Source organism: Lachnospira rogosae (ex Hitch et al. 2025), assembly GCF_040096455.1.
In the GTDB taxonomy this organism is placed as follows: Bacteria; Bacillota; Clostridia; order Lachnospirales; family Lachnospiraceae; genus Lachnospira; species Lachnospira rogosae.
Window position 1 is genome coordinate 15,812 of record NZ_JBBMER010000003.1, and the last position, 20,893, is coordinate 36,704.

23 protein-coding genes are annotated in these 20,893 nt (G+C 37.3%); 19 read left to right on the forward strand and 4 right to left on the reverse strand.

Going from position 1 to position 20,893, the window contains the following annotated elements; all coding sequences use genetic code 11:
• Window positions 1-32 precede the first annotated feature (32 nt).
• From cwlD to WMO14_RS04365, 5 genes are all read left to right on the forward strand, one after another.
• Window positions 33-773 (forward strand): N-acetylmuramoyl-L-alanine amidase CwlD, encoded by a 741-nt coding sequence (cwlD, locus tag WMO14_RS04345; protein WP_082421489.1) that lies wholly within the window; start codon window positions 33-35, stop codon window positions 771-773.
• A gap of 92 nt (window positions 774-865) precedes the next feature.
• The gene (locus tag WMO14_RS04350) at window positions 866-1,921 is read left to right on the forward strand and encodes an L-threonylcarbamoyladenylate synthase (protein ID WP_116444161.1); all 1,056 of its coding nucleotides are present in this window, start codon (window positions 866-868) and stop codon (window positions 1,919-1,921) included.
• A 58-nt stretch (window positions 1,922-1,979) separates the two neighbouring features.
• Window positions 1,980-2,441 (forward strand): arsenate reductase/protein-tyrosine-phosphatase family protein, encoded by a 462-nt coding sequence (locus tag WMO14_RS04355; protein WP_022501457.1) that lies wholly within the window; start codon window positions 1,980-1,982, stop codon window positions 2,439-2,441.
• A gap of 42 nt (window positions 2,442-2,483) precedes the next feature.
• On the forward strand, window positions 2,484-2,912 hold the full coding sequence (gene rpiB / locus WMO14_RS04360; RefSeq protein ID WP_055173813.1) for a ribose 5-phosphate isomerase B: 429 nt from the start codon (window positions 2,484-2,486) through the stop codon (window positions 2,910-2,912).
• 5 nt (window positions 2,913-2,917) lie between these two features.
• Window positions 2,918-3,403 carry a deoxycytidylate deaminase gene (locus WMO14_RS04365; protein ID WP_055173815.1) on the forward strand — a complete coding sequence of 162 codons (486 nt, stop codon included), beginning with the start codon at window positions 2,918-2,920 and terminating at the stop codon, window positions 3,401-3,403.
• 25 nt (window positions 3,404-3,428) lie between these two features.
• Here the strand turns inward: WMO14_RS04365 and WMO14_RS04370 are convergent, their stop codons facing one another.
• Complete coding sequence (locus WMO14_RS04370; protein WP_022501454.1) at window positions 3,429-3,911, reverse strand: ribonuclease FAU-1 family protein; 483 nt, start codon at window positions 3,909-3,911, stop codon at window positions 3,429-3,431.
• A gap of 210 nt (window positions 3,912-4,121) precedes the next feature.
• Between WMO14_RS04370 and WMO14_RS04375 the strand changes: the two genes are divergently transcribed.
• The 14 genes from WMO14_RS04375 (at window position 4,122) to WMO14_RS04440 (ending at window position 18,263) form a co-directional block, all read left to right on the forward strand.
• Window positions 4,122-4,385: an AtpZ/AtpI family protein gene (locus WMO14_RS04375; RefSeq protein WP_022501453.1), complete on the forward strand. Its 264-nt coding sequence runs from the start codon at window positions 4,122-4,124 to the stop codon at window positions 4,383-4,385.
• Window positions 4,369-4,785, forward strand: a complete 417-nt coding sequence (locus WMO14_RS04380; RefSeq protein WP_055173817.1) for a hypothetical protein — start codon at window positions 4,369-4,371, stop codon at window positions 4,783-4,785. Before WMO14_RS04375 ends, WMO14_RS04380 begins: the two co-directional genes overlap by 17 nt.
• Before the next feature lie 52 nt (window positions 4,786-4,837).
• Window positions 4,838-5,518, forward strand: coding sequence for a F0F1 ATP synthase subunit A (gene atpB, locus WMO14_RS04385; RefSeq protein WP_090140553.1), 681 nt, complete (start codon window positions 4,838-4,840; stop codon window positions 5,516-5,518).
• A gap of 41 nt (window positions 5,519-5,559) precedes the next feature.
• Window positions 5,560-5,817, forward strand: coding sequence for an ATP synthase F0 subunit C (gene atpE / locus WMO14_RS04390; RefSeq protein ID WP_022205028.1), 258 nt, complete (start codon window positions 5,560-5,562; stop codon window positions 5,815-5,817).
• A 58-nt stretch (window positions 5,818-5,875) separates the two neighbouring features.
• On the forward strand, window positions 5,876-6,427 hold the full coding sequence (gene atpF, locus WMO14_RS04395; RefSeq protein ID WP_321774656.1) for a F0F1 ATP synthase subunit B: 552 nt from the start codon (window positions 5,876-5,878) through the stop codon (window positions 6,425-6,427).
• Complete coding sequence (atpH, locus tag WMO14_RS04400; RefSeq protein WP_022501449.1) at window positions 6,415-6,963, forward strand: ATP synthase F1 subunit delta; 549 nt, start codon at window positions 6,415-6,417, stop codon at window positions 6,961-6,963. The genes atpF and atpH overlap by 13 nt, the downstream gene beginning before the upstream one ends.
• Window positions 6,964-6,998: 35 nt before the next feature.
• On the forward strand, window positions 6,999-8,507 hold the full coding sequence (gene atpA, locus WMO14_RS04405) for a F0F1 ATP synthase subunit alpha (RefSeq protein WP_022501448.1): 1,509 nt from the start codon (window positions 6,999-7,001) through the stop codon (window positions 8,505-8,507).
• A 48-nt stretch (window positions 8,508-8,555) separates the two neighbouring features.
• Window positions 8,556-9,416: an ATP synthase F1 subunit gamma gene (atpG, locus tag WMO14_RS04410; RefSeq protein ID WP_055173821.1), complete on the forward strand. Its 861-nt coding sequence runs from the start codon at window positions 8,556-8,558 to the stop codon at window positions 9,414-9,416.
• Window positions 9,417-9,493: 77 nt separating this feature from the next.
• Complete coding sequence (gene atpD, locus WMO14_RS04415; protein WP_022501446.1) at window positions 9,494-10,885, forward strand: F0F1 ATP synthase subunit beta; 1,392 nt, start codon at window positions 9,494-9,496, stop codon at window positions 10,883-10,885.
• 54 nt (window positions 10,886-10,939) lie between these two features.
• Complete coding sequence (atpC, locus tag WMO14_RS04420) at window positions 10,940-11,344, forward strand: ATP synthase F1 subunit epsilon (protein ID WP_055173823.1); 405 nt, start codon at window positions 10,940-10,942, stop codon at window positions 11,342-11,344.
• A 62-nt stretch (window positions 11,345-11,406) separates the two neighbouring features.
• Window positions 11,407-12,198, forward strand: coding sequence for a YwmB family TATA-box binding protein (locus WMO14_RS04425; protein ID WP_022501444.1), 792 nt, complete (start codon window positions 11,407-11,409; stop codon window positions 12,196-12,198).
• Window positions 12,199-12,315: 117 nt separating this feature from the next.
• Window positions 12,316-13,464 (forward strand): methyltransferase, encoded by a 1,149-nt coding sequence (locus WMO14_RS04430; RefSeq protein WP_090140494.1) that lies wholly within the window; start codon window positions 12,316-12,318, stop codon window positions 13,462-13,464.
• Between the two features lie 13 nt (window positions 13,465-13,477).
• Window positions 13,478-16,015 carry a hypothetical protein gene (locus tag WMO14_RS04435; protein ID WP_349153330.1) on the forward strand — a complete coding sequence of 846 codons (2,538 nt, stop codon included), beginning with the start codon at window positions 13,478-13,480 and terminating at the stop codon, window positions 16,013-16,015.
• A 13-nt stretch (window positions 16,016-16,028) separates the two neighbouring features.
• The gene (locus WMO14_RS04440; RefSeq protein WP_349153331.1) at window positions 16,029-18,263 is read left to right on the forward strand and encodes a transglycosylase domain-containing protein; all 2,235 of its coding nucleotides are present in this window, start codon (window positions 16,029-16,031) and stop codon (window positions 18,261-18,263) included.
• A gap of 137 nt (window positions 18,264-18,400) precedes the next feature.
• On the opposite strand, the gene WMO14_RS04445 is transcribed toward WMO14_RS04440, so the two are convergent.
• The 3 genes from WMO14_RS04445 to WMO14_RS04455 form a co-directional block, all read right to left on the reverse strand.
• Window positions 18,401-18,850 (reverse strand): hypothetical protein, encoded by a 450-nt coding sequence (locus WMO14_RS04445; protein WP_055173831.1) that lies wholly within the window; start codon window positions 18,848-18,850, stop codon window positions 18,401-18,403.
• A gap of 130 nt (window positions 18,851-18,980) precedes the next feature.
• The gene (locus WMO14_RS04450) at window positions 18,981-19,712 is read right to left on the reverse strand and encodes a lysophospholipid acyltransferase family protein (RefSeq protein WP_349153332.1); all 732 of its coding nucleotides are present in this window, start codon (window positions 19,710-19,712) and stop codon (window positions 18,981-18,983) included.
• Window positions 19,713-19,751: 39 nt separating this feature from the next.
• The gene (locus WMO14_RS04455; RefSeq protein WP_349153333.1) at window positions 19,752-20,807 is read right to left on the reverse strand and encodes an FAD:protein FMN transferase; all 1,056 of its coding nucleotides are present in this window, start codon (window positions 20,805-20,807) and stop codon (window positions 19,752-19,754) included.
• Window positions 20,808-20,893: the final 86 nt, after the last annotated feature.

Below are 20,893 nucleotides of genomic sequence, written 5' to 3' on the forward strand. Positions count from 1 at the left end.
CATTTTAATAAATGTGTAGTTGTGTGATAGTTATGCGTCCTGAATTAAAAATAGTACTGGTAGCAGTTGAGATTATTGTTGTTATAGCCGCAGCTTTAGCATTAGAGCAATGTGGCACAGGTTCTGAAAATTCAGACAAAGGATATATAAGCGGTGAATACTCCGGCGGAGCACAGGAAAATATTGATTATGAGGCAAAGACGGTTGCCATAGACAGCGGACACGGCGGTATTGACCCTGGAAAGATAAGTGCTGATGGCATACTTGAAAAAGATGTCAATCTGGCAATTGCTTCAAAATTGAAAATATTACTTGAACAGTCGGGAATTACTGTTATAATGACTAGGGCAGACGATAACGGATTGTATCAGGAAAGTGACAGTAATAAGAAAGCAGCTGATATGAAGAAACGATGTAGTATTATTAATGGAAGTAAAGCAGATATTGCAGTAAGCATACACCAGAACAGTTATGTAGGAGAAGCCTCTAAGGGTGCACAGGTATTTTATTACAAGCAGTCTGAGGAGGGAAAGAAGCTTGCTGGAATTATTCAGAAGAATATGATTAAAGAGCTTGATAATACTAATAAAAGAGTTGAAAAACCCGATTCTGCTTACTATATGCTGCGCAATACGCAGGTGCCAACGGTTATTGTCGAGTGTGGATTTCTGTCTAACAGGGAAGAAGCGTATAAGCTTAACAATGATGAATACCAGCAGAAGACTGCGTACAGCATATACTGTGGAATAATTGAATATCTAGGACAGAATTAAAGATTATGACGTGAGTTCCAGAATTGAAATCTGCCATTTACATCAGAATATAGTTCATTTAAGAACATTTTAAGAAAAAGAGGTGTGTAACAATGGATACAATTGTTGCGAAAATAACTAATGACAGTCTTACGGATAAGAAAATATATGAACAGGCTGGAAAGATTTTAAGAGAGGGAGGGCTTGTAGCATTTCCTACAGAAACTGTATATGGACTTGGTGCAGATGCACTTGACGAGGAAGCATCAGCAAAGATATATGCTGCCAAAGGCCGTCCTTCAGACAATCCGCTTATAGTTCATATTGCAGATATAGAGGCTTTATATAAGCTGTCCTGTGAAGTACCAGACAAGGCATTAAAGCTTGCCGATAAATTCTGGCCCGGACCATTAACTATGATATTGAAGAAATCGGATATAGTTCCAGATTCAATTACAGGTGGTCTTGGAACAGTTGCGATAAGAATGCCAAGCCATAAGGTTGCAGCAGAGCTTATCAGAACATCAGGTGTGTATATAGCAGCTCCAAGTGCTAACACATCAGGAAAGCCAAGCCCTACAAGGGCAAGCCATGTAATAAAGGATTTGTCCGGAAAGATAGATATGATAATTGAAGATGATACTGTTGACATAGGTGTTGAGTCTACAATTATTGATCTTAGTGAAGAGGTTCCCACAATATTAAGACCCGGATATATAACTAAGGAGATGTTTGAAGAGGTTATAGGCGTGGTAAGAATTGACCCTGCGATAACGGAAGGTGTTAAGTCTGGAGTAGTTCCTAAAGCACCGGGTATGAAATATAAGCATTATGCACCTGATGCAGATCTTAAGATTGTTGAGGGTGATGAGGCTAAGGTTGTTGAATATATTAACGATAATGTGAACAGACTTATAAGTCAGGGATACAAAGTCGCTGTAATGACAACAGAAGAAGGAAAGCACAATTATAACAAGGGAATAATTGTTTCGATGGGACATAAAGATGATGAGCTGAGTGCGGCAAGACATCTGTATGCAGTATTAAGAGAGTTTGATAATGAAAATGTAGACTATGTATTTTCAGAGAGCTTCGAGACAGATAATGTTGGACGTGCAGTTATGAACCGATTGATAAAAGCGGCTGGACATACTATAATTAATGTTTAAAGATTAATGGTTAATCATATGCCAGCTTAATTATTCATTAACTGGGTGGTGTCAAATTATGAACAGATTTAATAAAGTTATATTTATATGTATGGGTAATACCTGCAGAAGCCCTATGGCGGCTACTATAATGACCAAGCTTATGCCGGATATAAGAGTTGAATCAAGGGGGATGGTTGTGTTATTTCCAGAGCCATACAATCCCAAGGCTGTAGCTGTGGCGGCAAGACACGATATGATTATGCCAAGTAATGTATCGGTTCAGGTTGTTAATGATGATTTTGGCATAGATACGCTTGTTCTTACGATGAATTCGTCAATGAAACAGAAAATATATGATACCTTTGACAAGGCGATTAATGTATTTACGTTAAGTGAGCTTGCGGGTGAGGGTGATGTTGAAGTACCAGACCCATATGGCAAGGGTGTGGAAGAGTATAACAAATGTTTTGAACAGCTCTACAGCTATGTTGAAAAAGTAGTGAAGGTAATATCAGCACCTAAGAATGAAGCTGATTAAAGTTATATAGAAGTTAATAAAATACACAAGGAGATTATAATTATGATAGCAATTGGATGTGATCACGGAGCAATAGACCTTAAGAACCAGTTAATAGAACACCTTAAGAAGAAAGGTTATGAGTGTAATGATGTAGGAACTTATACTACAGAGTCGTGCGATTATCCTGTATACGCACACAAGGTTACAGACCTTATAACAAGTGGTGAGTGTGAGCTTGGTATCCTTTTATGTGGAACAGGAATTGGAATGAGTATGGCTGCTAACAAAGTTAAGGGAATAAGAGCTGCATTATGCAGTGACTGTTTTAGTGCACAGGCAACAAGAGAGCATAATAATGCAAATGTACTCTGTATGGGTGCAAGAGTTATAGGACCAGAGCTTGCATTCAGAATTGCAGATACATTTTTAGAGGCAGGCTTTAGCAATGATGAAAGACATATAAGAAGAATATCAATGCTTGAGGAGTAATATATATGAGCGATAAAAGAAAGGATTATATATCGTGGGATGAGTATTTTATGGGTGTTGCAAAGCTTTCAGCACTTCGTTCCAAAGACCCTAATACACAGGTTGGAGCGTGTATTGTAAGCAGTGACAATAAAATACTTTCTATGGGTTATAATGGACTTCCAAGGGGCTGTTCAGATGATGAGTTTCCATGGTGCAGGGAAGGTGACCCTCTGGATAATAAATATTTCTACACAACTCACAGTGAACTTAATGCTATACTTAATTATCGTGGAGGTACGCTTGATGGGGCAAAGATGTATGTCACATTGTTCCCTTGCAATGAATGTGCCAAGGCTATTATTCAGGCAGGAATAAAGACTGTTGTGTATGACAGCGATAAATATAAAGATACAGCCTCAGTTATTGCCTCTAAGAGAATGCTTAATGCGGCAGGCGTAAGATATTACCGCTATGAGCATACTAACAGGGAGATAACTATAGAATTATAAGAATTAATATGAAGCAGACATACGGTTAGTGTATGCCTGCTTCATATTCGTTAATGGTATTAATATATTCGTTAAATGTTCCGTCATATATTGTCTTAAGAAGCTTATCAAGCTTGTGGAGGGCGTTAACAAGCATAGCATCAGATATAAGCTTAGCACTTGCTGCATCAGCCAGCTCGTCAAGGTCTACAACACGGACAAATCCAGAATTCTCAATAATTACATCAGCCAGAAGATCGGTAAAGACATAGGTATCTGTGCCAGCGTCATAGGCTGTGTCAATTATGTCACAGTATATATAGGCAAGTGAATTATCTTCTTTGTAGAATTTACTTACCTTGAAACCATCATTAATAAGGTAATATGATATTCCGTGAGAGAATTCTGCCTTAGGATGGAAAGTTTTCCAGCTTGTTATAATGTGGCTGTCATCCTGATGAATTATAATGTCGTCCTTAAGACTTACACATTCATCAGGTATCAGGCGTTTGCGGAATAAAGTTGTCATACGCATTTCTCCTTAAAAATATTAAATTTGTATAATTAAAATTTCACATATTAATTATCAAAATTATATCAAGTAAACGTGTGAAATTCAATTTTTTTTGGACATATTTGGACAAGAAAATTTGTAGACAATTTAACAATTAAAGGTTATAATCGAATATATAATTAAAATGAGTGGGTTATAAGAAGAATATATGAACGAGGAAATGCTATGAAGAATATAGTATTAATATCCCAGCTTAGTATATGTGTAATGGTTCCTACGTTTCTCTGTCTTGCTATAGGATTATGGCTTGACGGAAAGTTTGGAACATATTTTACAATTCCTCTGCTTATTATTGGAATTGCTGCAGGTGCAAGAAATGCTTATGTGCTTGCTATGAATTCGATAAAACAGGATGAGCAGGCGAAGAAGCACAAGCAGGATAAAGAAATTGCAGAGAAAGTTGAAAAGTATAATGAAACTCATAAGTAGACGTATCCTTGATAGAATTATTGATATTAATCCCTCAATTCCAGGTATGCTTATTATTAATTTAATATATCTTATACTTGGTGAGATTATAATAATTGCATTGGTTCCGAATACAATGCGGTGTGCCATAGGATTTCTGGCAGGAGTTATATATTCGGTATTTGCAACATTTCATATGAGCAGTGGAATACGAAAGATAGTATATGGTGGTGCAGAGTCAAGAGCAACTATGATTATTGGTTATCTTATCCGTCTTTTGGTTATGCTTATATTATTCGTACTGTTATATTTCCTTAATATTGGAGATCTGCTATGTGCGGTTATTGGAATGTTTTCTATGAAGGTAGCGGCTTATTTACAGCCGTTCACTGATAAATTAATAACTAAAAAAGGAAGGTGAGAAGGTGGGAAGCTCTTATGTTAACACACTTGTAGCGTGTGATTCGAGTTTTATGATTCAAAGCCTGAAGGAATTCCATATTCCAGGCATTGATTATACTTTTAGTATTAACACGACACACGTTGCTATGCTGCTGGTTTCAGTCTTCATAATCATTATGGCCATAGTTGCCAGGGTGAAGATTAATAAGGTCAAGCCTGACGACACACCGGGAATGTTCCAGAATGCTATAGAGATTATAGTGGAGATGCTTGGAACTATGGTTGATGGAATTATGGGTAAGAATGCTAATAAGTTTGTCAATTATATTTCAACATTATTCTTATTTATAATTATATCTAACATATCCGGACTTTTTGGTCTAAGGCCACCTACAGCCGATTATGGTGTGACGTTATGCCTTGGTCTTATAACATTTATACTTGTTCAGTTCAACGGCATAAAGAAGAATAAGGGAGGACACTTTGCTGCTTTATTCCAGCCAATCTGGTTCTTATTTCCAATTAACCTGATTGGTGAGTTTGCAGTTCCGTTGTCACTCTCACTGCGTCTGTTTGGTAATGTTATGTCAGGAACAGTTCTTATGGGACTTATATATGACTTATTAAAGCCATTTACTATAGGATATCCTGCATTATTACATGCTTACTTCGACTTGTTCTCAGGTTGTATTCAGGCGTATGTATTTTGTATGTTAACAATGGTATATGTTAACGATAAGATTGCAGACTAGTATAGCTGGTCATAATAATTTATTTAACGGAGGATTTTAAGATGAATATTAGTGGACAGGAATTTATTCAGGCTATGTCAGCCATTGGTGCAGGTATTGCGATGATCGCAGGTGTTGGTCCTGGTGTTGGACAGGGTATTGCAGCAGGTCATGGTGCAGCAGCAGTTGGACGTAATCCAGGTGCTAAGTCAGATATTACATCAACAATGTTACTTGGACAGGCCGTTGCCGAGACAACAGGTCTTTATGGTTTCGCCGTAGCTATTATCTTAATGTTCGTTCAGCCATTTAAGGGCTAATATAAGACATTTAGTCTTGACGACAAATTTATTAAGATAACGGAAAGGAGGCCAACAATTGAATTTGGGAAGTACATTTGTGGCTCTTGAAACATCAGGAAGATTATTCGGCCTTGATTATCAGCTGCTTTTTGATGCTGCTATAACAGCTATCAACGTATTTATATTATTCCTGCTTTTGTCAGTTATTCTTTTTAATCCTGTACGTAATATGTTAAAGAAAAGACAGGACAAGATAACAAGTGACAGAGAAACTGCTAACCAGAGCAGAGAAGAAGCACTTGCTATGAAGGCAGAGTATGAAGAGAAGCTTAAGGCTGCTAATAAGGAGGCAGAGCTTATATTAAGTGATGCCAGAAAGACAGCAGTTCATAATGAGCAGAAGATTATAGATGAAGCCAAGGAAGAAGCTGCAAGAATTATCGAGAGAGCTAATAAAGAAGCAGAACTTGAGAAGCAGAAGGCAGCAGACGATGTTAAACAGCAGATAGTTGCAGTGTCAGCTATGATAGCTTCAAAGCTTATTGCTAAATCTATCGATGAGAGTGAAAGCAATGCAATTATTGAACAGACTTTAAATGAAATGGGTGAGAACACATGGCGAAATTAGTAGAAACAACTTATGGTGAGGCATTATTTGAACTTGCTGTCCAGGAGTCTAAGGTTGATGAACTATGTGAAGAAGCTCAGGCTGTAATTGATATTTTTAAAGATAATGAAGATTTGGTAAATGTTCTTAAATCTCCAAAGGTTGAGAAGAAAGAAAAGGAACAGCTTATTGAGAATATCTTTAAGAAGTTTGTATCTGAGGATATTACAGGACTTCTTGTGATAATGGTATCTAAGGACAGACAGACTAAGATAGTAAGTACACTTGAATATTTCATAAAGAGAATTTATGAGTATAAGAAGATTGGTGTTGCTTATGTAACTACAGCCAGACCTCTCACGGATAATCAGAAGCTGTCGATTGTAAGCAGATTGCTTTCAACAACTGATTATGTGGATTTCAAGATGAATTATGACATCGATGAATCACTTATAGCAGGTATGGTTATAAGAATCGGTGACAGAGTCGTAGACAGCAGTATAAAACATAAAATTGATGAGCTTACCAGGAATTTAAAGAATATCCAGTTAGCGTAAGCTTTAAGCTAATAGAAAGTAGGTGCATAAGGCTAATGAATTTAAGACCGGAAGAAATCAGTTCAGTTATAAAAGAACAGATAAAAAGATATTCAGCCGAACTTGAAGTATCAGAAGTAGGTACAGTAATTCAGGTAGCAGATGGTATCGCAAGAATTCATGGACTTGAGAAAGCTATGCAGGGAGAACTTCTTGAATTCCCAGGAGAAGTATACGGTATGGTACTTAACCTTGAGGAAGACAATGTAGGTGCAGTTCTGCTTGGTGATTCAAGAAACATCAGCGAAGGTGATACTGTTAAGACAACTGGACGAGTTGTAGAAGTTCCAGTAGGTGATGCGTTAACAGGACGAGTTGTTAATGCACTTGGACAGCCAATAGATGGCAAAGGTCCTATTAATACAGATAAGACAAGACAGATAGAGAGAGTTGCCTCAGGCGTAATCACAAGAAAGTCAGTAAGTGTTCCACTTCAGACAGGTATTAAGGCTATTGATGCTATGGTTCCAATCGGAAGAGGACAACGAGAGCTCATTATTGGTGACCGTCAGACAGGTAAGACAGCTATAGCAATCGATACAATTATCAACCAGAAGGGTCAGGGAGTTCATTGTATCTATGTTGCTATTGGACAGAAGGCATCAACAGTTGCAAGTATCGTTAAGACACTTGAAGAATATGGTGCAATGAGCTATACAACAGTAGTTGCATCAACAGCCAGCGAACTTGCTCCACTTCAGTATATCGCTCCTTATTCAGGATGTGCTATCGGTGAAGAGTGGATGGAGAATGGCGAAGATGTACTTGTTGTATATGATGACCTTAGTAAGCACGCAGCAGCATATAGAACACTTTCACTTCTTTTAAAGAGAGCTCCAGGACGTGAAGCTTATCCAGGTGATGTATTCTATCTTCACTCAAGACTTCTTGAGAGAGCTGCAAGAATGTCAGATGAATACGGCGGAGGATCACTTACAGCCCTTCCAATTATTGAAACACAGGCCGGTGATGTATCTGCATATATTCCAACTAACGTTATATCTATCACAGATGGACAGATATATCTTGAGACAGAGATGTTCAACTCTGGTTTCAGACCAGCTATTAATGCCGGTCTTTCAGTATCACGAGTTGGTGGTTCTGCTCAGATTAAGGCTATTAAGAAGATTGCAGCACCTATCCGTACAGAGCTTGCCCAGTACAGAGAGCTTGCTTCATTCTCACAGTTTGGTTCAGAACTCGATGCTGATACTAAGGAGAAGCTTGCACAGGGCGAACGTATCAGAGAGATGTTAAAGCAGCCACAGTATAAGCCAATGCCTGTAGAATATCAGGTTATTATAATATATGCTGTTACTAAGAAGTTCGTTATAGATATTCCAGTTGATAAGATTCTTGATTTTGAACAGGGCTTATTCGATTTTATAGATACTAAGTATCCACAGATCCCAGAATCTATTAAGGAGACTAAGGAACTTTCAGAAGATACAGAGAAGTTACTTGTAAGTGCTATTGAAGAGTTTAAGAAGACATTTAACTGCTGATTGATCAACGATTAACAGCAATTAATGCTTGGAATGGAGGTAAATTCTATGGCCTCAATGAGAGATATAAAAAGGCGTAGAGATAGTATTCAGAGTACAGGTCAGATTACCAAGGCTATGAAGCTTGTTTCCACTGTTAAACTTCAAAAAGCAAAGGGAAAGGCAGAGAGCACAAAGCCTTATTCAGATCTGATGTACGAAACGATATGCAATATGCTTGCCAGATCAGGTAACATCAATCATAAGTATCTTCAGGCTGGTGAGTCTGAAAGAAAAGCTGTTATAACAATAACGGCCAATCGTGGACTTGCTGGTGGTTACAATACTAATATAACCAAGCTTATTACAGAGAGCGGAATTCCTAAGGAAGATATTGATATAATTGCAATAGGAACTAAGGGAAGAGATTATCTTGCAAGAAGAGGTTACAATATAACAGATGATTGTTCAGATGTTATTAACGAACCACTTTATACGGATGCAAGAGATATATGTGATAAGCTTCTTGAAAGATTTGCGGATGGACAGATAGGTGAAATATACCTTGCTTATACATCATTTAAGAATACAGTTGTTCACGAGCCTAAGCTTATTAAGCTTCTTCCAGTATCAGTTGATACTGAGAGCGTGAGTGCTGATAAGGAAGATACAACACCTATGAATTATGAACCAGCCGAAGATGAAGCTTTGAATCTTATCATACCTAAGTATGTGTGCAGTCTTATATATGGTGCACTTATTGAAGCTGTTGCCAGTGAGAATGGTGCACGTATGCAGGCTATGGATAATGCGACAAGCAATGCCGATGAGATGATTTCTGATTTATCACTTAAGTATAACAGAGCCCGTCAGGCTTCTATTACACAGGAACTTACAGAGATTATTGCTGGTGCAAATGCTATCGGCTAATTAGAGTTTGTTATAACTCTTGGCGGGTCTGTGTATTCAGCCCGTGTACAATTAATTAACAATAGATGGAGGTAACAATGGCAGAGAAGAATATCGGTAAGATTACTCAGATTATCAGTGCTGTAATAGATATTAAATTTGCAGAAGGTAATCTGCCAGAAATCAATTCAGCCATCAATATAAAGACCAAAGACGGCGGCAAGCTCGTTGTAGAGGTTGCTCAGCATCTTGGGGATGATACAGTAAGATGTATAGCCCTTGGACCTACTGATGGTCTTGTTAGAGGTATGGAAGCAGAAGCCACAGGAGCACCTATTTCAGTACCTGTTGGTGAGCAGACACTTGGTAGAATCTTTAATGTATTAGGAGATCCTATCGATAATAAGCCAGCTCCAGAAGTAGAGCATATGCCTATTCACAGAAAGGCACCTACATTTGCTGAGCAGGCTACTAATACAGAAATGTTAGAGACTGGTATTAAGGTTGTAGATTTACTTTGTCCTTACCAGAAGGGTGGTAAGATCGGTCTTTTCGGTGGTGCCGGAGTTGGTAAGACAGTTCTTATTCAGGAGCTTATCAGAAATATTGCTACAGAGCACGGTGGATATTCAGTATTCACAGGTGTTGGTGAGCGTACTCGTGAAGGTAATGACCTTTACCACGAAATGATGGATTCAGGAGTTATCGAGAAGACAACAATGGTATTCGGACAGATGAATGAACCACCTGGAGCTAGAATGAGAGTTGGTCTTACAGGACTTACTATGGCTGAGTATTTCAGAGATAAGGGTGGAAAGGATGTACTTCTTTTCATCGATAACATTTATAGATTTACACAGGCAGGTTCAGAGGTTTCAGCCCTTCTTGGACGTATGCCATCAGCCGTTGGTTATCAGCCAACTCTTCAGACAGAGATGGGTGCTCTTCAGGAACGTATTACATCAACTAAGAATGGTTCTATCACATCAGTTCAGGCTGTATATGTACCAGCGGATGATTTAACTGACCCAGCGCCAGCAACAACATTTGCACATCTTGATGCAACTACAGTTCTTTCACGTTCTATAGTTGAACTTGGTATTTATCCAGCGGTAGATCCACTTGAGTCTACATCAAGAATTCTTGATCCAAGAATCGTTGGTGAAGAACATTATAAGGTTGCCAGAGATGTTCAGGAAATCTTACAGAAGTACAAAGAACTTCAGGATATTATCGCAATCCTTGGTATGGACGAACTTTCAGAAGAAGATAAGATGGTCGTATCAAGAGCAAGAAAGGTACAGAGATTCCTCTCTCAGCCATTCTTCGTTGCAGGACAGTTCACAGGACTTGAAGGACGTTATGTACCAATCAGTGATACAATTCAGGGCTTTAAGGAAATCATCGAAGGTAAGTATGATGATATACCAGAAAGTTATTTCCTTAACTGTGGAAGTATTGATGATGTACTTGCTAAGGTATCTAAATAGGTATCAGACACGGATATTAAAGTATAATTAGATATCTTGATAAGGAGAATAGATATGGCGGATACAGGTACAATGAAGCTTCTGGTTAATACGCCAGAAAGAGTATTTTTTAATGGTGAAGCCACATTTGTTGAATTAGCTACAAGTGAAGGTGAGATAGGTGTGTATCCACAGCATATCCCACTTACTGCAGTGTTAGTTCCATGTGTGCTGACTATTCACCAGAATGACGGAATTAAGAAGGCGGCTGTACACGGCGGTATTGTTGAAGTCCTTAAGGATAAAGTGACAATATTAGCAGAGATAGCTGAATGGCCTGATGAGATTGACGTCAATCGTGCCAATGATGCCAAGATAAGAGCAGAGAGAAGACTTGCCAGCAAGGACAGTAATCTTGATGTTCCTAGAGCTGAGATGGCATTAAAGAGATCACTTGCACGTTTAGGTGCTGCTGATTAATAATTAAAGTATATACCTTCCATTAACTGGTAATAATGTTATTAGTTAATGGGAGGTTTTTTATGTATAAATGCAGAAAATATAAATTACAGCGGATAGCTGTTACAATAGCGGCTATTCTGTGGATTGTTACAGCAGTGAGAAGCTTTATGGAAAGAAGTATATATGCGGTTAATAATACAGGCAGTGATATTGTTAGTATATTCAGCGAAAATGTGGATAACAATGTCCAATCTGACATAAGTGTGGATACAGAGCTGTCAGATAATTACTTATCTGAGCAGGCAATGTGCCTTATACTTGAGAAAATGGCATCAGAGATAGGAATTAACCGCTATAATATACAGTATTCTGGTAATAACTCTTATGAAAATGTGTATAATAACCGTTATATTTCACGGGAATGTGTATTAACGCAGGATTCTTTATATGGAACAGTAGTTATGGGGATAAAAGCGACAGATGAGGATAAGAACTATATAAGTATCCACATAAAGCTAGGCAAAGGAGTAACATCAACAACTGCATACAAGGCGAAGCTTGAAAAAATATGCAATATATACGGAATTGATAGTAATGTTAACGTATGTATAACAGGCCAGTGTGATGGCGATAAAAGCATAGAAGAAAGAAATCAGATAACCGGTAACATCTTAAGCCAGCTTGGTGCAAAAGAAGCAGAAGCAAGCCGAACTAAGGACTTGTATACAATATATGCCTATGACAAAGACACAGATGGCTATATGTACATTGGAAAGAAAAAGACCAATATTAATATATCAATGAATTATGATGAAACAACAGACAAGACCAATATATATCTGGCGACCCCAATTAACAGAGGGGACTATTAATAAAATTGCAGACTATCAGACCACTACATTTATTGAGATAATAGGCTTATATTAATTGCTACTTGTGTATTGTCCGCAAAGATATTAAAATAGTACAGTAAGCCTAAAATGGAGGTTATGATATTGGATATTACACAATTACTTGATATATGTATTAGCGATAAGCTTATAGATATGGTTATAAGCGGACAGAAGAATAAAAGCGAAGATAAGGCAGTAAAGGTAAGAATAAGACCAGTTATTCTTAAGAATGAGATTGAATACCAGGTGTCTGAATTTGTAGGAAGAAAGGTGTTACATTCTAACCATAGTGCTGCTGATGTAAAGAAGAAGATAATTGATTATATGACAGAGGATTTCAAGCAGGCACAGATTAATATGACTGATGCGGCTGCAACAATACTTTCAAGCAAGAGTAAGACATTGACCTGCAAATATAAAAAAGCAGGACAGTTGAAGGCACAGAGAGATCTGAGCCATAACAGAACCAAGAAATATATAATACAAGAAGGAAAGCCTGTGGCATTTATGATAGACCTTGGTGTTATGGGACAAGATGGTAAGATTATAAGAACAAGATATGATAAGTTCAGACAGATTAACCGTTTTCTTGAATATATAGAAGATATACTTCCAAAGCTTGATAAGGAAAGAGAACTTACAATAATTGATTTTGGCTGTGGAAAGTCTTATCTTACATTTGCTATGTATTACTATCTTAAGGAGCTTAAAGGATATAATATACGAATTATAGGACTTGACCTTAAGGCGGACGTGATAGAACATTGTAACGAACTTAGAACAAGGTATGGTTATGATAAGCTTGATTTCTATGTTGGAGATATAGCAACGTACAAAGATGTGGACAAGGTAGATATGGTGGTCACACTGCACGCCTGTGATACAGCAACGGATTATGCACTTGCCAAGGCAGTTAAGTGGGGGGCGGAGGTTATATTATCAGTGCCTTGCTGCCAGCACGAAGCTAACAGGACAATAAAGAGCGATATATTATCGCCGGTTATGGACTATGGCATATTAAAAGAAAGAATGGCGGCTATAGTAACAGATGCGGCAAGAGCCAAGCTTCTTACAGCTAATGGCTATGATACACAGATATTGGAATTCATAGATATGGAGCATACTCCTAAAAATCTTCTTATAAGGGCAGTTAAGAGTAGTAAAGAAGACATCTCTGCCAGAGAAAAGACTAAAGATATGTTAGAGGCATTGAATTTGGAACTGACAATCGACAAGCTTATATAAGAATGGAGATAATATGAGAAAATCTGATAAAAAGGTAAGTTCTAAGTATCTTGTACTTGGAATAATATTTATAGTTACGATGGTGCTCACATTTTTGTCAATGAGTTTTGAGTCAGTTACACCATCGGCAACAACTATGTCTGCGGCGACAATTCCTGTTATAACTATGCAGTCAGAAGAGGGCAATGAGTTCAATTCATTGCACGGTTTTACACAGGAGATTAATCAGGCACTGATTAATGATAATCTTACTCCAGTGGCAAAGACAAGACAGCTTCCTATTATTATTCACAATTATGGAGCTGAGGTGCAGGAGCTTACATATAAGATAAGAAATCTGTCAGATAACGGACTGATAGAGAATACCAAAGTTACAGAGCTTGTTAATAATGGTGAAACAATTACTGCCACACTGAATATCAAGAATCTTATAGATGATAATACGCAGTATGCTCTTGAGATAATATTAGAGACAAGCACACACGAAGAAATTCACTATTATACAAGAATTATTACAGGTGAAGACTATTCAATAGATGATAAGTTTGCATTTGTGGAGGACTTTAATGCCTGTACATTTAATCAGGACAGATTAAGTGAAATACAGAAGTATATAGAAACTTCGTCTGCTGGCAATAATAATAATTTTGGAAAGGTTAATATCAACAGCACATTAAGCCAGATTGGCTGGGGTGATATGGGACCATATGTAGAAAGCCAGCTTATACCGGTTATTAAGGAGATAAGCAAAGACGTGGCTGTAATAACATTTGATTATAAGATAGGTGCTATTAATGAATATGAATCTTATGACTCTTATAATGTGTATGAATATTACCGTATAAGACAGACTACAAGCGGATTTTATCTGCTTAATTATGAAAGAGAAGCTAACCAGATATTTGACGGTAAGAACGACATCTTATCAACAGCTAAGATTAATCTTGGAATACAGTCAGGAACAACAGCTGAATTTAATTCTGACGAGAAGGGAACTTATTCATACTTTGTCAATGAAGGTTCTCTGTGGTGCTACAATATTGATACTAATATGTATACAAGAGTATTCTCATTTAACGCCGATGAAACAGATGGCATAAGAGAGAACTATAACCAGCACGGAATAAAGATACTTAATGTAAGTAACGATGGCAACTGCGATTTTATAGTATATGGATATATGAACAGAGGTGAGCATGAGGGCGAGTCGGGCGTATCTTTGTGCAAGTATTCATATGAAGATAATATAGTAGAAGAAAGATTGTATATTCCAATGGATAAGCCATATGACATATTGTCACAGAATGTTGGCCGAATAGCTTATCTTGCTGATGAGAATACATTTTATATATTAATGGACGATACACTGTATTCGATAGATATTGTAAGTAAGGAAGTTATGACAGTAGTGTCTGGGCTTGTGGACGGAACATATGCTGTATCAGAAAATGGAGATGCCATAGCCTACAGTATGAATGGCAGATTATATAGTACAGACTCAATACGAATATTCAATATGAGTACGGACAGCGAGAAGATAATTAAGGCTGACGACAATGAATATATAAGATGTCTTGGATATATTAATGGAGATTTCGTATATGGCATAGCTGATAAAGCTGATATTCTTATAAAAGAGGATGGAAGCAGGACATTTGCAATGTATAGGCTTGAAATAATGGATTCTGATTACAATGTAATAAAGGAATACGAACAGCCGGGTGTATATGTAAGTGATGCTTCGGTAAGTGATATGCGTATCAATCTTACAAGAGTTGTGAAATCAGGTGATGGTGATTATGAAAGTACAAGTATTGACCAGCTTATTAATAAAGATGAGAATAAACAAGAAGATGGACTTACACTGGAAACTATAGTTACAGATAACAGAAAGCAGGAGCTTGCAATTAAGCTTATGAAAGCACTTCCGGCAGGCAGTGTGGAATTCAGGACATCTTCTGAGGTAAGTTATAAGGATAATGCACTGCTGGAGCTTGATAATGATTTTGCCGGTGATGGACGATATTATGTATATGGGTATGGACGTTTTCAGGATAGTACAACCCAGATATCAAAGGCTATAATACTTGCCAATGACACATATGGTTCAGTTAATGATTATAATGCTAACACAATATGGAAGCGTTACAGGAACACCTCAGCACAGATTAAAGGACTTAGTATAATTGATGCTGGTTCATCTCTTAGAACGGCATTACAGACAGTGGCTTCCTATGCAGGTGCACAGTTTGATATTAATGCTTATATACAGGATAAAACGGCTGACGAGATATTAAGCCTTATTCCAGGTGTTGCAGGACTTAGTGTGAAGTCAGTAACAGTCGATAAAATGCTCAATTTTATTGATAATGGCTGTCCGGTTATAGGCAAGAGCGGAAGTGAGTCATATGTAATAATTACAGGCTATGATTCTAAAAATGTAACATATATAGATACTGCTTCTGATTCAATGGTAACAGTTGCATTAACTGATGCCAGCAAGATGTTTAACCAGTGGGAAAATGTATTTATAACTTATTACAAGAATTAAAGAGGATATGCAGATGGCTAAATCAACTAAGAAAAGAAAGAAAAGACAGAGCAAAAAGATAAAGATTATAAAAATTATAATACTATCAATAATACTTATTCTTCTTATAGCGGGCGGCATATATGCAGGACCTAAGATTGTAACAGTAATTCAGCTTGCGAATGATGCTAAGAGAATAGCAGATGAAAGTACAATAGATACATTTAAAGATGGAAAGACGACTATAATATACGATACTAACGGCGAACAGTTATGTACTATGAAAGCTTCTAAAGATATGTACTATATCCAGATGAGTGATATACCAAAGACACTTGCAAATTCATTTGTTGTAATGGAAGACAGGGACTTTTACAACCACTCAGGAATTGATATTAAGGCGATTATAAGGGCGGTTATAATCAACAGCCGTAATGATACGATAGTTCAGGGAGCAAGTACAATTACACAGCAGCTTGCCAAAAATGTATTTTTAAGCCAGGAGGTTACATGGGAGAGAAAGGTTAAGGAGATATTCTTAGCACAACATCTGGAAAAGAAATACAGCAAAGACCAGATTTTGGAATTCTATCTTAACAACATATATTTCAGTAATGGATACTATGGAATAGAAGCTGCGGCAAGAGGATATTTTGGCAAATCAGCCTCAGAGCTTTCAGTATCACAGCAGGCATTTATTGCGGCTATACCTAATAACCCTACCAAGTATAATCCGTTGACTAATTATGATGCGACAATTACAAGAAGAAATCTCATTTTAAAAGAACTTCGTGATGCAGATTATATAGATTCAATGACTTATAATACAGCGATTGCTGAGGAGATAACAATAACAGGACAGAAAGCTGCTAATAAGAACAGCTCAGTTGAAACCTATGCAAGGCATTGTGCAACGGAAGAACTTATGAAATATTACGGTTTTACAATGCGTAATAACTTTGATACAGAAGATGAATATAATACATATGAGGAACTGTACCAGCAGTATTACTCATCATGCCAGCAGATGCTTATTAATGGTGGATATACAATATATACAAGCATAGATCCGGATATACAGGCTTCACTTCAGGAGTCCATAGATAATAATCTTTCATCATTTAAGAAGGTGTCAGATGACGGAATATATGAATTACAGGGTGCAGCGACATGCATTGATAATAGCACAGGAAATGTAGTTGCAATTGTAGGTTCAAGGTCACAGGATGATATTGATGGATATACACTTAACAGGGCATACCAGAGCTATAGACAGCCCGGAAGCTGTATTAAGCCTGTGATTGTATATGTGCCATATCTACAGCTTGGTAATAATCCAGACACAATAGTTAATGATGAAAGGATAGATGGTGGTCCATCTAACGCAGACGGCACATATTCTGGACAGATGACACTTAGAACGGCAGTAAGCAAGTCAAAGAATACTGTAGCATGGAAGATATACAGAGACGACATAACACCAAAGGCTGGTATTGGTTTTCTTCTTAATATGGGCTTTCACAAAATATGGATGGATAAATCAACCAATGCTGCGGCACTTGGAGGCTTTACTTATGGCGTATCGACAGAGGAGATGGCTGGAGCATATGCAACAATCGTCAATGACGGCGAATACAGACAGCCAACCTGTGTTGAGAAGATACTCAACACATCAGGAAAAGCGATTGTAGATACCTCTAAGAGAAGTTCAAGAGTATATGATACTAATTCATGCAGAATGATGACAGATATGCTCCGTACAGTAGTAACAAGCGGAACAGGTGTTGGGGCAGAGCCATCTAATGCTATTGTAGCTGGTAAGACAGGTACAACTAACTCTAATAAGGATGCGTGGTTCTGTGGATACAGCCAGTATTATACAACAGCTATATGGATGGGATATGATTATCCTAAGACATTAAGCTCAGTTAAGACTCTGGCTATATTTAAGGATTTTATGTATGATATACATAAAGATAAGAAAAAGGTAGAATTCAAGACGGCAAATGGTTCTTATACGAAGAAGAACCAGACTGAAACTGAGACACAGAGCCAGACAGAAGAACAGACAACAACACAGCAGGAAACTACTACTGTAACTCCAACGACAAAGGCGGCAACGACAACACATCAGGCTACTACTAAAGCACAGACGCCAACGACACAGCAGGCTGCTACTAAGACCCAGCAGACAAAGGAACAAAAGACTGGAGAGTGGGAAGCACCTACTAAGGAAGATGCACCTGCACAGAATATAAGTCCGTATTAATTAATCATAAGTTCTAAATAAAAAATCACGGTCAGGTGTGTTATTAACAATACCTGACCGTGATTATTATATTTAATATATTAAATGTTATTAACATTCATTAATATATTAATAATTGCCTTTGTTTAATTTCAGGCTTAGTTCTTCTTTAACTTCTTAAATAAGCCTTTCTTAGCTTTCTTTTCTTCAACAACTATCTTGCCACCGCGAACTGACTTAATTCCGGTGATGTAGATACCACTTACCTCAGCCTTAACTTCAGCCTTGATAGGTATCTGTTCGTATACCTTAGGATCAGCCATAAGTGTCATAACCTTAGGACCAATCTTAGCTTTAACTACAGGAACTTTGCTTCTCTGAAGATACTTAGGTGTCTGTTCAAGAACAATCTTAGGAAGTCCTGCTTCTTTAAGTTTCATTTTCTTCTTGTCTATAATCAACATAGACATAATCTGCTTAGCGGCATCAATCTGTGCCTGATTCTCTGTCTGCTTCTTACGAAGCTTGTTACCAACAATAATAAGAGCTATTAAAGCAACAACGAGGATTGCTATAATAACTAATAAAACTATCGACCATACTGGCATATAAGTTCTCCTCCTGTATAATATACAAATAATTCACAATTCAAACTGAATTCACAAAGTTCATTATATCACGGAATATAAATAATGAAAAGAATAATATATTGAAAATGCGTAAGAAAATGTGTAATGCTTACACAAGATTCTGGTTCTTCTCATAAGTAGAAAGTATAATATCGTGTATATATGTTGCTACATTTTTCTTCTCATCAGGTGACATTAAGGACATATCTACCGGCGTTCCGAATTCAATAACAGTGTGGGCTTTCTTAAGGAAAGGCTTCTGGTCTTCAAATATTGCAGAAGTATTATTCTGTGTTACAGGAATAATAAGACTGTGTGATTTCTCAGCAAGCTTAAAGCTTCCGGCGTGGAATTCCATAACCCCCTCACCCTTGTTACGTGTTCCCTCAGGGAAAATAACTAAAGAGGTGCCGTCTTTAATATATTCAATTCCAGAAAGTATTGATTTGAGGGCTTCCCTTGCGTTCTGTCTGTCGAGTAAAAGACAGCGGATATTACGCATCCATACACGAAGTATAGGTACTTTTGCCATCTCCTTTTTGGCAACATAAGCCGCTCTTGTCTTTATATAAGTATAAGAAATAATTACATCAAAGAAGCCACGATGATTACCTACAAATAATACAGGCTTGTCTGTTGGAATGTTCTCAACACCAATAGCAGTCGTCTTAGTTCCACATACGAACAATATAAGCCTGAACATAAAGCGTGCAATCGCATCAGAAGCTTTCTCCTTAACAACAGGGTTCTTCTTTCCGATAAGCCATAAGATAGGAAGTGCAATTAAGCTGAATACTGCAAATATAAGCAATAACAGCACTACGATAATAAGTCGAATCATATAATCCTCATTTCTACAGATAATAATCTGTCGTAATAATTAATTAATATACGCTTTCGCGTTGTCTGAATAATATTTAGAACCATCATTAGTCATAAATACAGCCTCAATGCCTTCAAGCGAATTAATGAGTTTCATACCGTCATCAAGTCCTAATACAAAGCAGGTTGTGCTAAGACAGTCGCCAACCGTTGACTCACTTGAAATAATAGTCACATCACATAAGTTGTTGTCATAAGGGTAGCCAGTGGCTGGATTTAATATATGGTGGTAAAATGTACAGTCATCTGAATAGAAGTATCTTTCATATGTTCCAGATGATACAACCGAATAATCATTAATATGAAGTACTTCCATATATTCGCCGGTTTCAGTAAATGGCTTCTTTACCGCAATATTGAAATCTGAGCCGTTACGCTTCTGACCTATACATAATACATTGCCGCCAAGATTAATGATAGCACGTTCGACGCCATTATCAATAAGATAAGCTTTAATCTTATCGGCAATGTAGCCCTTGGCAATCGCACCAAGGTCAAGACAGTATCCGTCAGGTATCGATATGTGATGAGTGCCGTCATTGTCGGTGCTTAATGAAACCTTGGTATAATCGACATATGCAAGTGCATCTGCTATGGCAGAACTGTCAGGTACATCTGGGGTATCAGTATTAAAATCCCATAAACGTGACACGCTTCCTATTGTAATATCAAAAGCACCATAGGATAGCTGGCTGTAGTAAAGCCCAAGTTCAATAAGCTCATAGAGTTCATCACTTATAGCAGTTGTCTGCTGGGTGTTGACTTTATAAAGCTCACTTGTTTCAAGGGTTCTTGAGAAAATGTGTTCGTAATAATCACACAGGCCAAGAGCATCGGATAATACATTTTTATTGACATTAGTATAAGAGTCAATCTGTACATAAGTATTAAGCTTGTAATCAGTTACGCTTATAGGTGAACTCAGAGCAAGCTTCTTACTGTTACAGCCCGTCAGTGCTGACAGCATACAGTTTATAATAACAATACATAGAACTAAAGAAGCTGTCCGATGTCTTGGATGTGCAGGTTTTTGCAAAATTACTAAATTATTCATATTACTCCTTAAATAAGTTATACATATGTATAAAGTATATCAAATATTGAAAAAAATGTGAATTCACTTTTATTTTGTATTGGATT